Source organism: Flexibacter flexilis DSM 6793 (assembly GCF_900112255.1).
Lineage (GTDB): Bacteria > Bacteroidota > Bacteroidia > Cytophagales > Flexibacteraceae > Flexibacter > Flexibacter flexilis.
The window spans coordinates 396,962-411,381 of sequence record NZ_FOLE01000001.1 but is presented as its reverse complement, the minus strand read 5'-3'; the positions used below and the strand labels follow the sequence as shown (position 1 = coordinate 411,381).

At 42.9% G+C, this 14,420-nt stretch carries 12 protein-coding genes; 6 read left to right on the top strand and 6 right to left on the bottom strand.

Features of this window, described 5'->3' with window-relative positions:
• Window positions 1-61 precede the first annotated feature (61 nt).
• Entirely contained in the window at window positions 62-553 is a 492-nt protein-coding gene (locus BM090_RS01730; RefSeq protein ID WP_143083835.1) for a hypothetical protein, read from the top strand.
• A gap of 226 nt (window positions 554-779) precedes the next feature.
• Window positions 780-4,349 carry a DNA polymerase III subunit alpha gene (gene dnaE / locus BM090_RS01725; protein WP_091506291.1) on the top strand — a complete coding sequence of 1,190 codons (3,570 nt, stop codon included), beginning with the start codon at window positions 780-782 and terminating at the stop codon, window positions 4,347-4,349.
• Window positions 4,350-4,773: 424 nt separating this feature from the next.
• On the opposite strand, the gene BM090_RS01720 is transcribed toward dnaE, so the two are convergent.
• Window positions 4,774-5,505, bottom strand: coding sequence for a hypothetical protein (locus tag BM090_RS01720; RefSeq protein WP_091506287.1), 732 nt, complete (start codon window positions 5,503-5,505; stop codon window positions 4,774-4,776).
• 247 nt (window positions 5,506-5,752) lie between these two features.
• Between BM090_RS01720 and BM090_RS01715 the strand changes: the two genes are divergently transcribed.
• The gene (locus BM090_RS01715; RefSeq protein ID WP_177199809.1) at window positions 5,753-6,094 is read left to right on the top strand and encodes a helix-turn-helix domain-containing protein; all 342 of its coding nucleotides are present in this window, start codon (window positions 5,753-5,755) and stop codon (window positions 6,092-6,094) included.
• A gap of 1 nt (window position 6,095) precedes the next feature.
• Here BM090_RS01715 and BM090_RS01710 read toward each other — a convergent pair whose 3' ends face one another.
• Entirely contained in the window at window positions 6,096-6,902 is an 807-nt protein-coding gene (locus BM090_RS01710) for a CPBP family intramembrane glutamic endopeptidase (protein ID WP_091506282.1), read from the bottom strand.
• 33 nt (window positions 6,903-6,935) lie between these two features.
• The gene (locus BM090_RS01705) at window positions 6,936-7,163 is read right to left on the bottom strand and encodes a hypothetical protein (protein ID WP_091506278.1); all 228 of its coding nucleotides are present in this window, start codon (window positions 7,161-7,163) and stop codon (window positions 6,936-6,938) included.
• 99 nt (window positions 7,164-7,262) lie between these two features.
• Between BM090_RS01705 and hisC the strand changes: the two genes are divergently transcribed.
• Entirely contained in the window at window positions 7,263-8,324 is a 1,062-nt protein-coding gene (gene hisC, locus BM090_RS01700; RefSeq protein ID WP_091506274.1) for a histidinol-phosphate transaminase, read from the top strand.
• A 69-nt stretch (window positions 8,325-8,393) separates the two neighbouring features.
• Window positions 8,394-8,753, top strand: a complete 360-nt coding sequence (locus tag BM090_RS01695) for a hypothetical protein (protein ID WP_091506272.1) — start codon at window positions 8,394-8,396, stop codon at window positions 8,751-8,753.
• A 105-nt stretch (window positions 8,754-8,858) separates the two neighbouring features.
• On the opposite strand, the gene BM090_RS01690 is transcribed toward BM090_RS01695, so the two are convergent.
• The 3 genes from BM090_RS01690 to BM090_RS01680 all read right to left on the bottom strand — a co-directional run bounded on the left by BM090_RS01690 (window position 8,859) and on the right by BM090_RS01680 (window position 12,262).
• Window positions 8,859-10,934, bottom strand: coding sequence for an alpha-ketoacid dehydrogenase subunit alpha/beta (locus BM090_RS01690; RefSeq protein WP_245756666.1), 2,076 nt, complete (start codon window positions 10,932-10,934; stop codon window positions 8,859-8,861).
• A gap of 220 nt (window positions 10,935-11,154) precedes the next feature.
• Window positions 11,155-11,613, bottom strand: coding sequence for a GNAT family N-acetyltransferase (locus BM090_RS01685; RefSeq protein ID WP_091506270.1), 459 nt, complete (start codon window positions 11,611-11,613; stop codon window positions 11,155-11,157).
• 4 nt (window positions 11,614-11,617) lie between these two features.
• On the bottom strand, window positions 11,618-12,262 hold the full coding sequence (locus tag BM090_RS01680) for a M949_RS01915 family surface polysaccharide biosynthesis protein (protein ID WP_091506267.1): 645 nt from the start codon (window positions 12,260-12,262) through the stop codon (window positions 11,618-11,620).
• Between the two features lie 262 nt (window positions 12,263-12,524).
• Here BM090_RS01680 and BM090_RS01675 point away from each other — a divergent pair, with 262 nt between their 5' ends.
• Entirely contained in the window at window positions 12,525-14,378 is a 1,854-nt protein-coding gene (locus BM090_RS01675) for a DUF349 domain-containing protein (RefSeq protein ID WP_091506264.1), read from the top strand.
• Window positions 14,379-14,420: the final 42 nt, after the last annotated feature.

The following is a 14,420-nucleotide window of genomic DNA, read 5'->3' as shown; positions in this document are numbered from 1 at the left end:
TATCTCAAGGGGGCAAACTGCAATTACGAACAAAAAGTATGAAGCACAACCAACGCCAACCTTGTCTGAATTAGCTGCGATATTAGCAACGCCGAACACGGCTATCAAAGTACGTGAAAGTGTAAGATTTAAAGGTTTGATTTTGGGTGCTTCGGTTCATGATGTAATCGAGACGTTGGGTGTGCCCGAACATATCACGCACCAACGCGAAGGACGTACCATTTACGAAATTTTTTGGTACACCGAACACTTCGCTGGCCAATCTGTTACGATGCAAGTACATATCATAGACGATTTGTTTGTCGCTGGTACTTATTTTCTGGCAGAAACACAGAGCCATTTGCTCGACAGCCTTGTTCCGAACCAAGAATTTGATGCCGCTAAAGTAATTTCGGACGTGTACAACAACATGATTTATGTACGTTCTAAGGCTGAATGCATTGCTGTTTGGTTTGTAACGGGTGATGTACGTTTGCGCCGCCGTGCCGAAGTGCCTACTTCGCCGCTCTCGTTTCGGGAGGTAGTCGGGACGCTTTCGTCTTTTCTATTGTAGTGATGATTTAAGTGAATGATATTGATTTTTAGTTTCCTCTTTTAATTTTTTTATTGTTTACAAAATATCCTCTAAGCACGTTACTTAGAGGTGTTTTTGTATATGAACAAAAATAATTTAACCATTGTCCGACACGTTTTGTCGTGGGCAATGGTTATTTTTGTTTCAGATTAAAGGGAATTTCCTGCACTGCTTTTTGTTAATTGAAATAAAACATTCTGAATATATGCCCACTTTCAGCCATTTGCACTGTCATACGCAATTTTCGTTGCTCGACGGGGCGGCCTCCATCAAAAACATGATCAAAAAAGCCCATGCCGACAACATGCCCGCCGTCGCCATTACCGACCACGGCAATATGTTTGGGGTGTTTGAGTTTGTGGCCGAAGCCGCCAAACAAGGCATTAAGCCCATTGTGGGTTGTGAGTTTTATTTGGTAAAAGACCGCCACAAACGCCAGTTTACCAAAGAAGAAAGAGACCGCCGTTACCACCAGCTTTTTTTGGCCAAAAATGCCGAAGGTTACCGCAACTTAGTCAAACTCTGCTCGTTGGGCTACATCGAAGGGTTGTACGGCAAATATCCGCGCATCGACAAAGAGTTGATTCTTAAATACCACAAAGGCCTGATTGCGACCACTTGTTGCATTGGGGCTGAAGTGCCGCAGGCGATTTTGTCGCAGGGCGAAGCCGAAGCCGAAAAACTCTTTAAATGGTGGCTTGATATTTTTGGAGAAGATTACTACGTGGAATTGCAGCGGCACGGTATGGGCGAACAAGAGAAAGTAAACGAAGTGCTTTTGCGTTTTGCTAAAAAATATAATGTGAAAATTATCGCCACCAACGACTCACATTACATTAACCAACAGGACTTTAACGCCCACGATATTTTGCTTTGTGTGAACACAGGCGAGTTGCAAAAAACACCCGTTTGGAAAGGCGACGAAGACGAGAAAAAGCCCAAAGGCCACCGTTTCGGGTTTTTCAACGACCAATTTTATTTTAAAAATACCAACGAAATGTCCACGTTGTTTGCTGATGTGCCGCAAGCCATCGACAACACCAACGAAATCGCGGACAAAGTAGAAACGCTCAAGCTCAAACAAGATATTTTGTTGCCCAACTACCAAATCCCTGAAGGCTTCGCCACGCAGGACGATTATTTGGAGCACATGACTTTTGAGGGTGCACGCGAGCGTTACAAAGAAATTACGCCAGAGGTCGAAGACCGTCTCAAATTCGAGTTGTTTACGATTCGAACAATGGGTTTTGCGGGTTACTTCCTTATCGTGGCCGACTTCATCAAAGCGGGGCGCGATTTGGGTGTTTTCGTGGGGCCGGGGCGCGGCTCGGCGGCAGGTTCGGCGGTAGCCTACTGCGTCGGGATTACCAACATTGACCCCATCAAATACAATTTGCTGTTCGAACGTTTCTTGAACCCCGACCGTAAGTCGATGCCCGATATTGATACGGACTTCGACGACGAAGGCCGCCAAAGGGTAATTGACTATGTAGTACAAAAATATGGCCGCAACCAAGTAGCCCAAATCGCCACTTACGGCACGATGGCCGCCAAAATGAGTATCAAAGACGTGGCGCGTGTGCTGGATTTGCCTTTGGCTGAAGCCAACGCATTGGCCAAACTCGTCCCCGACAAACCTGGTATTAAGTTGGGTAGGGTAATGCAAGCACCACTTACGCAAACCGACGACAGCCTCGAACAAAAAGAAAAACTCAATCCTGATGATATAGAAAATTGCCGCAAACTTCGCGAAATCGCGCAAGGCACGGACACCGCCGCCCAAGTAATCAAAGAAGCCTTGGTGTTGGAAGGTTCGGTGCGCGGCACGGGCATACACGCGGCGGGCATCATTATTGCCCCCAAAGACCTCACCGAAATTATTCCAGTGGCTACGGCCAAAGATTCGGACTTGCTCGTTACGCAATACGAAGGAAAGGTAATCGAAGATGCGGGCGTAATCAAAATGGACTTTTTGGGGCTAAAAACCTTGTCTATTATTCGCGACGCGCTCAATTTGATTAAACAAAACTATGATGTTGAGATAGATATAGACGGGATTCCGCTCGACGATGCCAAAACCTATTTGCTTTACCAACGCGGCGAAACCAACGCAACGTTCCAGTTTGAAAGTGCGGGGATGCAAAAATACCTGAAAGACCTCAAGCCCGATAAGTTTGATGACCTTATCGCCATGAACGCCTTGTATCGGCCAGGTCCTTTGGAATATATCCCCAACTTTATCGCGCGTAAGCATGGCCGCGAGGCGATTGCCTACGATTTGGCCGACATGGAGGAATACCTGAAAGAAACCTACGGAATTACGGTTTATCAGGAACAAGTAATGCTTTTGTCGCAGAAGTTGGCGGGCTTTACCAAAGGCGATGCCGATGTGTTGCGTAAGGCGATGGGTAAAAAAGACCGCAAAACACTCGACAAACTAAAGCCGCAGTTCATCGACAACGCCACCACCAAAGGCCACGACCCGAAGGTTTTGGAGAAAATCTGGACGGACTGGGAGGCCTTCGCTTCGTATGCCTTCAACAAATCGCACTCCACGTGTTATGCGTTTGTGGCGTTCCAAACGGCTTACCTCAAAGCCCATTACCCCGAAGAATACATGGCCGCCGTGCTTACCAACTCGCTGGGCAATATCGAGAAAATTACGTTTTTCTTGGAAGAATGTAGGCGCATGAACTTGCTGGTGTTGGGGCCAGACATCAACGAGAGTTTGACTACTTTCGGGGTGAACAAGCAACGCCAAATTCGTTTTGGTTTGGGGGCAATCAAAGGCACGGGCGAAGCCGCCGTAGAAAGCATCATCGAGGAGCGCAACGCCAACGGCGCGTACAAGGATATTTTTGATTTTGCCACGCGCGTAAACTTGCGTACCGTAAACAAAAAGACGTTTGAAAGTTTGGCGTATGCGGGAGCTTTCGACTGTTTCGGTTTGCATCGTGCGCAGTATTTTGCCACAGCGCAAGGCGATACGGTTACTTTTATCGAAAAAATAATTCGGTATGCCAACCAAGCCGCCGCCGAAAAAGCCGCCGCGCAAGTGTCGTTGTTTGGCGGTGGAGCAGGCAGCAGTAACACGGGTTTTGCGCCGCCCAATCCGCCCGATTGCGAAGTTTGGGGCGATTTGGAAAAACTCAAAAACGAAAAAGAAGTAGTCGGTTTTTATATTTCTGGCCACCCGTTAGACCAATTTTTGCCCGACATTCAGGCGTTTTGTACTTGCGGCCTTGATGAAGTGGACAAGTTCAAGGATGTGAAAGAATTGCGCGTGGGCGGCATTGTTACCAAAAAAGTCATTAAGCAAACCAAGACAGGCAATCCGTTTGTACTGTTTTCGATAGAAGACCACAACGCTACGCTGGAGTTGGCTTTGTTCGGGCAAGACTACGTGAAATTTGGAAATTACATTGAGCTAAATCGTTTTGTGAGTATTCGGGGCAAAATGCAGCCGCGTTATGGCTCTACCGACCAACACGAACTAAAAGTAATGGAAATGGAATTGCTCAATGAGTTGCGCGGAAAATATTGTAAAGCCCTGAATATCAAAATGAATTTGGATACGCTTTCCTTGTTGCACATCGACACGCTGGAGCAGTTGGCCAAGTCGCATCAGGGAACAGTACAACTCAACACGGAACTGGTTTCTGAAGATGGTTCTTTGCGTATCTCGATGTTTTCCAAAGCCTACAAAGTAAACCCCAGTAACGAATTATTGTATCAGTTGCGAGGTTTGGAAGGCGTAGAATATCGGTTGGGATAGATATAAAAAAAGACCAAGTAAAAGTACAATTACTTGGTCTTTTTGGTTATTTATGTGTTACTTTTCTTTTTATGAAAAGATATATTTGTTGGTATGCAAGTATTGTCATTGCAATTAGAATAATAAATAACAACGATGAAATTATTGGATAATATTTATTTAACTTTAATATACTATGTGTAGGTAAGGCAATAGTAAGAAATACAAGTAAGGCATTAATTATATTTTTACTACTTTCTCTGCATACATTATATACTAATATAGTACTTGAGATAAAACAGAGAATACCTATACTTGAAATAATAAGCGAGGATAACTCCTGTGTATGAGCAATACAACTATACTCCCAGCAAAATATACTAACAATATTTAAACCGATAGATATTAAAATTTTAGATGTAGCATTCATGTTTTGTAGTATGTTTTAGCTTGTAAATCCTATTGATGACCAAAAACTTTGTAATGCACAAACCATTACGAATGTAGGTTTGCATAGTATATTAAAAGTACAATAAACATCACATACTGCTATTTCGGCACATTCATCAACCTGTTGTTTATAGCATTTGTTAAAACCTGTTGGACGAAATGTTGTACCATCTTCATTATAGTAAACAATAGTGCTATCTGTTTCGTAATATATGGTACTGTCTTTACCTAAAGTTTCACCTCCACCTATAATTTTAGAATCGTATGTATACAGAAATCTTTGCATATGGGATGGCAGGCCATCTTTCATTTCCAATATGTTAGATTGTTCTATTAGAGTTATCACCTTATCTGTATATAATGTATCCATCAAAATAACCAAGTTTGTAGCTGTTAGTGACTCCAAATTTTCGCCCGACACTTTACTTGTATTTGTATTATTTTTTAATGGAATATTTAATATGAATCCTTCCTTTCCATTAATATTTTGATTTACAACAAACATCTGGTCTAAGTTAAAAGAACCAAACCGTTTAGTATCAATATGTGATTGTATACTATTGTTGAAAATTTTAAAATAAATACTATTACTATTTACTTTGAAATTTTTACTCTCAATTGTTTTTTGGGGAATAGCTTGTTTAGGTTCAATATTTTCTTGACTACAAGATACTACAATCACAGTCCCTACAAGTAGGCTTAGTGCTGCTAACAATAATTTTTTCATAATAAAAAAAAGTTTTAAGATTGCTTACTCTTAAGGCTTTTCAGCGTGCGCCACCTGTTGTTTAGGCTAAGGATTTTGGTTTTATTCCTTTGGTTTTCACAAAGGTCTGTATAAAAGTAATACGAGCTTATTTGAAAATCTTATAATTTATCAGTGTTACAAATAATGTAGAAAAAATTTGTGCAATTGGTCGTTGTGTGTTATGTTTGTGATAGTCATTTTAAACAAATCTAATCTCCAAACTCCCATGCAATTAGGCCGTAAACTCCGCGCCTTGAGAGCCTCCCGAAACTTTACCCAAGAATACGTGGCCAGTCAAATTGGCATTTCGCAGGCGGCCTATTCTGCCCTCGAAAATGACAGAACCGTATTGTCTGTGAAGCAATTGGTACAAATAACACAAGTACTGAATGTTTCTTTAGCAGAGATATTACCACCGTCGTTATTGCCGCATTCGGATACTGAATCTTTAGAAAAAAATATGGAGGAATTAAAAAGTAATTACGAGAAAATGCTCGCTGATAGAGAAGCGGAAATAGCACATTTGTCCGAGCTTTTGTCGCGATTCTCGAATAGAGATACGGATTAGATTATTCCCATTTCCAGTCTTGTTTTTGCAGAATTGGTGTAGCAATTATCATAGATAAAGGAATTAAAATAATGAAATTTGCCAAAGAAATAACTAAAAATGTAATCAATGCTTCTTTGTATCCGTATTGACTTACATCTGTTGTTATTTGTAACATTTTGCTATTGTAGCCTCCCAAATAATCAACTAATCCGTGTATCAATGCCACGAATGCTATATTTTTGGTTCTGAGCAATATTGCTTGGAATAAAATCCCGATTCCAATTGCAGATATAACCTGATTGCATACAGATAAGACAACGGGTACGGATTCAAAACCGATATTTATAAGATGTACTAATCCAAATAAAAGGCTGCTCCATAAAGTTGCTTTTGCAATGGGTTTTTGCAATAATTTATGGGAATATTCTGGATTGTTGTCTTGTTTTCTTAAAATAATAGTGAACACCAAAACCCTAAAAAACAATTCTTCAAAAATGCCAACATTCATTTGTCTGACAAAAAAGAAAACATGCGCTGGTATGCTTATAATAGCGTGTTTTTCTGTGATGGCCTCATTTACCCAGTCAATGCTATAATAAATAAATACAGCGGAAATAATAGTCACAAGTATTTTATTTTCAAATAGATTTTTGAGGTTTATTTTGAAATAATTGATTAGATAAATAGTATAAAAAATAAAACAGATTCTTACTAAAAAGAAAAAATAAGGCACCCAAATTTCTATACTCGGAATATAGATAATTAGTATTCTTGTTAGAATACTAATACTGAAAAAAACGCCTATGGTTTTGTATATATTTTTCATGGGAATAGTAGGGAAGGTTTAAATAAAAAGAAGCTATTTCTTTGCCTCGTATTTGTCCAAAAGTTGCTGATGCGTTTGCTGCAAAGAGTCTAACTGTTCGTGGAGTTGATTTACTTCTGCCCGCAGTTCCATTTTTTCGGCGTCGTAGCGGTTTTTGCCGATGTAATAGCCCGTCCAATAGGCCGTGCACAACACAAAGAATGAAATCAGAAAGATGCGCCTCCAACTGTTCCAGTTGGTTGTTTGGGTAGGTGTTTGCATGATGTGCGGTGTTTTATTTTCAAAATCCGAAATAGATATTTAGGTTTGGGGTGAGCCTCTGGCAAAAATATATTTTTTAGGAAATAAAAACATGAAAAAGTGAAACCTTTTACGGAATTATTACAGCCTCATATTTTGGCCTTAGCCCCGTATTCGTCGGCACGCGATGAGTACACGGGTTCGGAGGGCGTTTTTTTGGATGCCAACGAAAACCCATTGGGTTCGGTGGGTAGTTCGCAAAATTATAATCGCTACCCTGACCCATACCAGCACGCCATCAAAACCGAATTGGCTCGGATTAAGGGCGTAAATCCCAACCAAATTTTCTTGGGCAATGGCAGCGATGAGGCCATCGACTTGCTCATTCGGGCGTTTTGCAAGCCCTCGCACGACCAAATCCTGATCATGCCGCCCACTTACGGCATGTACGAAGTAAGTGCCAATATCAATAATGTTGGTATTGTGCGCGTGCCACTTACTGCTGATTATCAGATAGATGTGGCGGCTGTGCAAGCTGCCATTACACCCCAAACCAAAATATTGTTTATCTGTTCGCCCAACAACCCGACAGGCAATGCTCTGAACCCGCAACATATCCAGACGCTACTGGACACGTTCGAGGGCATCGTGATACTCGATGAGGCGTACATAGATTTTTGTCCCGAAACTTCGTGGCTCAGTAAGCTGGACAGCTACCCCAATTTGGTGATTATCCAGACCTTTTCTAAGGCATGGGGATTGGCGGGGTTGCGCGTGGGGATGGCTTTTGCCCAAGCGGGCCCTATTGCCGTTCTGAACAAAATCAAACCACCATACAATATTAGTTTGGTTACGCAGCAAATCGTATTGGAGTCTCTTCTGCACGAATCAGAAAAAGACGCAATGGTAGCCGAGATTTTGCATCAGCGTGTAAGTTTGGCCGCAGCTTTAGAAACTTTTTCCTTTGTACAGAAAATCCACGTTTCGGATGCGAATTTCTTATTAGTGCAGATGCTTAATGCCAAACAGATATTTGATTATTTGATTGATAATCAGGTAATAGTAAGAAATAGAGCTAATGTTATATTATGTTCTGATTGTTTGAGAATTTCGGTAGGAACGCAGGCAGAAAATGAAGTTTTATTGCAAAAATTAGCTATGTGGGAGAAAAAAAGTATGTAATTTTTTTTGAACTAAATAAATATTCATTGTAAATTCGCACTAAAATTCCACTCTAAGAATATTTGATTCATGCAAAAATTTACTTTTTTACTATCTCTTTCGGCTATTTCGATCTATTTCTTGCTGCTCGCAGCAGGGCAAGACGCAGCCGCCCAACTGATTCGAGTACAGCGTATTGGCAAGTTAGAAAGCGATGCCATAAGCTTACAGGTGCTGGATTTGGCCTTGCTCGTAATAATTGCCGCTTTGTTTGCATTCTGTGTTTGGCTTATTTTTAAGATTTTATTGAAAAGAATGGGCTTTGATGCGCTGACGACGAAACTGATGATTCGTGTCGCGATTTTAGGATTGCTAGTCGGTGCTGGCACGGTTTGGCCAGTAAGCAATATCCTCAAATACAAAAATGCAATTGCTTTGTTAGAAAAATAAACAACTGATTATCAGTAAAATAAAAAAACACTTTCGTTAATCCTTACAACTGGAACGAAAGTGTTTTTTGCTTTTATACAAATTCAATCACAAACTAAATATTTACTAATACGCTAAAAGCTCCTGCAATTGAGCTGTTACTTTTTCGACATTGGGCAATATGGCTTTCTCTAAAGTCGAATTGAGCGGAATGGCTGGTACGTTTTCGGCACCAAGCGTAAAAACTGGTGCGTCCAAACGCTCAAAACAATGCTTTGCAATGCGTCCCGCCAACGATTCGGCAAAAGAATTTTCTAAAGGTTCTTCTGTCAGAATCAGTACTTTGCCATGTGTCCGAACCGTTTTTTCTACACTTTCCCAGTCGAGGGGGTGCAGTGTCCGCAAATCCAAAATTTCAATTTGTCCCGCAAAGTTTTTGGCGGCAGCTTTTGCCCAATAAACCCCCATTCCGTAGGTAATCACGGCAGCGGTTTGGCCTTTGGCTAAAGCCTCCGCACTGGCCGACAGCACGCAATTGGCAAGGCCAAGCGGCACAATATAGTTTTCGTCAGGCTCAAAGGTTTTGGCTTCTTCCGTGTCTTGTACTTTCGACCAATACAAACCCTTATGCTCAAGCATAATCACGGGATTGGGGTCTAAAAAGGCGGCTTTCATGAGTCCTTTCATGTCGGCGGCGTTGGACGGATACACTACTTTTATTCCCTTGATAGTGAGCAAAGTAGATTCCACACTGCCCGAATGATAAGGGCCGCCGCTACCATATGCTCCAATCGGTACACGGATAAGTGTTTGTACAGGGAATTTTCCTTCCGATAAATAACAAGACTTGGAAACCTCTTCTACCAACTGGTTCAGACTCGGCCAAATGTAGTCGGCAAACTGAATTTCTACGATGGGTTTGGCACCCGCCGCCGACATCCCGACGGTCGAACCCACGATGTAGGCTTCTTGAATTGGGGTATTAAAAACGCGGTGGTCGCCGTATTTTTTGGCCAATAAAGCCGCCTCCCGAAACACTCCGCCGAGCTGTCCACCTACGTCTTGTCCATAAAAAATAGCCTCTGGATATTGTGCCAAAATGTCGTCTATGGCGTGCAAAGCCGCGTCCACCATCAATACTTTTTCGGCATTGGGCGGCAAGCGTTCGCCTGTTTCGACTTGGATGGGAGTTGGGGCAAAAATATGATTGGTGGCTGTACTTGGGTCAGGGTTTGGGGCTTGTAATGCAATGCTGTATTCTTGTTCCACGTAAAGGGCCGCTTGTTGCGCTATTTCCTCCAACTCGTGGGAGCTAATCCCGTCGGAAAGTAGCTGTTCGTGCAGTACAATAATCGGGTCGTTGATGGCATGATGTGCGAGGTTTTCGGGACTTCTGTACCATTCGCGGCGCACGCCCGACGTATGATGGCCTAGTAGTGGCACTTTAGCGCAAACCAGCATCGGGCTTCGCGTATGTCGCACATATTCAATAGCATCGGTCATAATGGCGTAGGCTTCCGAAAAATCGCTGCCGTTGATACGCTTGCGTTTAAGTCCTTTGAAACCTTGCGCGTAGTCGTAAGCGTCCATGCGGCGAGTTTCTTTGCCAGTGGCCGAAATCGCCCAGTCGTTGTCTTGTACCAAATACAAAATAGGCAACTGTTTTAGGCAAGCCATTTGCAGGGCTTCGGCTACTTCGCCTTCGGTCATGGCACCATCGCCAATGGAGCAAACTACAATACTTTGGTCTTTGGCAGGTCTGAGTCTTTGTTGTTGTAAATAATTGATAGCCTGTGCGATGCCTGTGGCAGGAATGGTTTGCATACCCGTCGCGGAGCTTTGGTGCGTAATGGTGGGCATTCCGTCGCGGCGCAAAGACGGGTGGCAGTAATAGGTACGTCCGCCCGAAAAAGGGTCGCTGCCTTTGGCCATGAGTTGCATCATCATTTCGGAGGGTCGCAGGCCAATGCCCAACAACATGGAGTCGTCGCGGTAATAGGGCGCAAGGTAATCGGAGGGCTTCAGTTGCAAGGCCGTTGCCAATTGTATGGCTTCGTGGCCTCGCGAGGTGCTATGCACGTATTTCCCACAAATGGCACGCTCTCGGTCGTAGAGTTCGGCCATACATTTGGCCGTGTGCATGAGTCGGAAGGCACGAAGCATCACCTCAACAGATGTTCGGTTGATTACTTGTGTAGGCACGATAAGATAATTTTTTTGGTGTATATTGGTGTATAAAAGCTGCTGCCTTGCGGCCTCAACTCTTACAAATGTAGCAGAATTCTTGACAGATGCGAAGGGCGATGTAGGAAATTATGAACCTTGACAATGAAATCAAGTGATTGGTTGGGGGAAAGGTAAAAGCAACAAAAAAGCCTCCTTTTGGGGGAGGCCAAAGTATTATAAAAAGCAGTGGCCTGACTTACAATTCCTTGCGCATACAAACGCTATTGTCCATGCCGATATATTGCCCGTAGTTGGGAATGAATGCGTAGCCTTCGCGTTCGTAGAGGCGAATGGCTTCGGGTTGTTTTTTGCCTGTTTCTAACACACAAGCCTTATAGCCCAACTCTTTCGCCCACTTTTCCAGACAATTTAAAATATGTGCCGCGACTTTTTGTCCTCGATGTTCGGGAAGCACATACATACGCTTAATCTCGACGGTGTCGCCGTTTTCGCCAAAGGGTTTGAATGCCCCGCAACCGATGTGTTGGCCATTTTCGTAAGCAATGATTACGTGTTGAATATCTGTTGTTTTGTTGAATTGGGCGTAATAGTCGTGTTCTGCGCCGTCGCGGATGGCCAAATCTTTGTCCAAGAGTTTCACTAACTCCTGAAAAGATGGTTTAGTGGAATTGGTGCGAATAAGTTCGATCAGCATTTTGTTAGTTTTTTATTTTGATTGCCTTTTTGCTCATGGATTCTTGCCAATTGCTCGGGAAAATAGTTAGGTCTTGCTTTCCGGCTTGCACCATCACGTATTGCACACCTTTCTGTACGCTGGTGGGTAGTTTGTAAAATGTATTGTCGATTTGGGTGTTTCGCTCAAAGTCCAACACGCCGTTTTGATGACGAATCGCCGATTTTGCACCCTTATAATATACAATGACTTTTAGGCGGCCATCGTCTGTGCCATTTGGCCCCGTAGTGGCATATACCAAAATAGGTTCTGCCAGTCCGTCTTTGTCCAAATCTTGCACACGCACTAGCCCATTTCTATAAAAAATAGATTCTTCTTCGCCCATGAGCAAATCGTTTGCTTCCCATTCTTTCACCCATTTTCCCGCCTTGTTTTGCAGGCAAAGGGCTTTTAGATTGCTGTGCGCTGTATCGGCTTTGGGTTGGGCAGTGAGTACGAGCAAATGTGCGCCTGCGCGGTCGGTGTATTCGTGTGTATATTGTACGGGATAGCTGATTCCCAATTGTTTTTTATGCTCGTCGGTCAGTTGATTTTGAGCAAAAGCCGATAGGGGAGCGGCCAACGACAAAATAAAAAATAAGAATTTTTGTTGAATTTTTTGTTTGAACATAATGCTGCGTGCAAATAAAAGTTGAGTTTTAAGACAATGTTTCGGCTTCCAAGCTAATTTGTTGTTTCGGTTGAGCCTATTGGCAAAGATATAAAAACCTGTACACGCCTAATACTTTTTGTTTTACTAAAACTTTCTTTTGATATTTCCGTTATTTTTAACATAAATTTGCTTCTGCGAAGCACCGTATGCAGAGGGTTAAAATCTGTGTGCCGTCTTGTAAATGTTCAATGTATTGACTTATCTTATTTGTTTTTAAATTATGGAAACGCAACACGACGAATTGGGTTCTGAAAACCAAAAAACTGAGCAAATCGCCAGTGAACTTACAGAAAATCAGGTTAGTAGCAGCAGCCCAGAAGTAATGGACGAGCTACACGAAGACGAGCATCACGAAGATGCCGAGGTAGATTATAGTAGCTACGACAAAACGCAATTGGTGGAACTTGCCGAAAAACTCAGCCACGACACCGATGCGCAACGCGCTGACGCTGTTTTGCGTAAAATTAAACCCCTTTTCGACGACAAGCGAGAAGCCGAACGCAACGAAGCACTAAGCAAATTCATTGCCGATGGTGGTGAAGAAGGCGATTTTCGTTTCAAAGGCGACAACTTAGCTTCGCGTTTTGATGCCGCATTCCGTAGTGTACGCGAGAAAAGAAAAAAACAAATCGAAGATTCGGAAAAAACTAAACTTCAGCACCTTACAGCCAAAAAAGAATTGTTGGAGCGTTTGCGTGGCATCGTTGAAAACGAAAACAACGAAAGCATGGCGCAAGTGAAAAAGGTACAAGAAGAATGGAAAAGCATTGGGGCTGTGCCTGCTGCCGAAGCGGCCAACTTGTCGGCTACGTATGGCGTTTTGCTTGATAAGTTTTACAGCAACATGAGCATTTATCGCGAGCTCAAAGAGTTAGACCGCAAGAAAAACTTTGAGGCTAAATTAGAGATTTGCGAGCGTGCCGAAAAGCTACTAAATGAGCCTTCTCTTAACAAAGCGGTAAAAGAACTCAACGATTTGCACGAAGAGTTTAAAAATATTGGCCCTGTGCCGAAAGCAGAACAAGAAACGCTTTGGAATCGCTTCAAAGAGGTTTCGGACAAAATTTATACAAGCCGCCGCGAGTACGTGGAGACTATCCGCAAAGAACAAGACAGCAATTTGCAAGCAAAAACAATCTTGTGCGAACGCTCAGAGGCTTTGGCTACTTTCAATTCCGACCGCATAGACGACTGGAACGCCAAAACGGAAGAGTTGATGACTTTGCAAAAAGAATGGAACGAAGTGGGCGGTTTGCCTCGCAACAAAGGCGCGGAAATCGTGAAGAAATTCTGGGGCAACTTCAAAATTTTCTTTGCCAATAAGAGCCAGTTCTTCAAGAAATTAGAAGAAACCAAACAAAATAACTTGGCGCGTAAAAACGCACTTTGCGAGCAAGCCGAAGCCTTGAGCCTAAGCGAAGAATGGGATACGGCTGCCGACCAGCTCAAAGAATTACAAAACCAATGGAAACTTATCGGTGCTGTGCCAAATAAATTCCGCAACAGTTCGTATGAGCGTTTCAAAAAGGCAATTGATACATTCTTTGACCGCAAACGTGCTTTCTTGAATGAGCAAGATGCTGAATATATCAAGAATTTGGCTGTGAAAGTGGCTGCTTGCGAAAAAATGGAAGCTGCCGCCGCCGCCAAAACAGGTACTTGGGAAGAGTTGCAAGCCCTTCAAAAAGAATTTGAAACGGCTGGTTTTGTGCCTCGTAAAGAAAAAGACAAAATCCAACAACGTTACCTAAAAGCTACCGACAACTATATTTTGCAATCGGAGCAAATTGATGAGGCTGACAGAGCGAAATTGCGCCTAACCGCGCAAGTACGCAAAGGCGGTCGCAACCAAGAAGTTATCCAAAATGTGAAAGGCCAAGAACAAAACATTCGCCGCCGTATGACACAACTGGAAAATGATATTCACTTGTGGCGCAATAATTTAGGTTTCTTTGCATCGTCTCGTAACATTGACGCGCTTCGTAGCGAAGTAGAACGCAAAGTGGCTGCCGCGCAACGCGAAATCGACTCTTTGAAAGATCAATTGCGCATTATTGCTGAAATCAATAACTAATCGTTGAAATAACCTTTTTTCGATAAAACAAAAAACTCCGCA